Here is a 1,162-nt window from a genome sequence, read left to right as displayed (position 1 = left end):
CTTGACACCATAGCGTGCGCGATCGGCGGATCGAATGATCCTATCGCCCGCTTCTCTCGCGACTTGGGTGCGTTGTCGGGCGGCAAGCCAGAATCTACGGTTTGGATTTCCGGAGAGAAGCTCCCCGCCAGCTTGGCGGCCCTGGTCAATGCGACGACGGCCAGGGCCCTTGATTTTGATGAGACATATGAGCTCTGTATCAACGGCTGCCACGCAAGCGCCTATGATGTGCCGCCGGCGCTCGCACTCGCCGAACGTGACCCTTCCATTACCGGAAGCGAATTGCTCTCCGCAGTCGCGACCGCTATCGATTTGCACGTGCGCCTTGCACGCAGCGTCACGACCAACGCTATAGAGACAGGACGCGACAATATGGTCGCGGTCTGGGGCGCAACTGCAGTCAGTACCAAGTTGCTGAGGCTTGACGAAGAAAAGACCCGAAACGCGTTCGGAATCGCTTATGCGCACGCTGCTGGAGAATTGCAGATGTACGAAGAGGCTGCTCACACCGTCTCGCTGCAGCAGGGGTTGCGGGCACGTGCTGGACTGGAGTCAGCGCTATCAGCAATGATGGGCTTCAACGGACCGCGGGAACCGTTCTTTGGGAGGTATGGCTTCTACAAGGCCTTCGAACCCGCCTACGATCTTGATTTGCTCATGGACAAACTCGGGAAGGAGTATGTGAATGCTTCCATTAGCTTCAAGCCGTGGCCGGCCTGTAAATGCGTACATCCTGCGATCGACGGACTTCTTCAATTGCGGCAGAGGTACAAATTCACTGGCGAGGATATTGTGTCAATCGAGCTGGGATTGAATCGTCTGGCTGAGGATTTTGTCGTCAAGCCGCGCGATCAAAAATGGGATCCGAAGGATCCGGTCGTAGCGCGTTTTAGCCTGCCGTACGCCACAGCTGTCGCGGCCCAGCGCGGCGAAGTTGTAATTCGCGATTTCCTTCCCGATGCGCTTGGGGATCAGGCGGTTCGCCGGATCATGGCGCTCACTAAAATTGAAGTTGATCCAGAGATCGAACGCACGCACGGCCTCTATTCCAATTCGCCGGTGACGGTCAAAGTGAGGCTAAAAGGCGGAGCGGAACATTTCATTCGAGTCGACAAGGCATTCGGACACCCGGAAAAGCCGGCTTCGCTCGCTGATGGTGTGC

Annotated in this window: 1 protein-coding gene; it reads left to right on the top strand. The window is 57.0% G+C overall.

Going from position 1 to position 1,162, the window contains the following annotated elements; translation table 11 throughout:
- On the top strand, positions 1–1,162 hold a 1,162-nt coding region (locus NKH42_RS31110), incomplete at both ends, for an MmgE/PrpD family protein (RefSeq protein WP_352974837.1).

It is taken from the genome of Mesorhizobium sp. M1142, from assembly GCF_040318565.1.
Lineage (GTDB): Bacteria > Pseudomonadota > Alphaproteobacteria > Rhizobiales > Rhizobiaceae > Mesorhizobium.
Note: the sequence above shows the minus strand (reverse complement) of the source record. Positions and strands in the feature narration are given on the sequence as shown.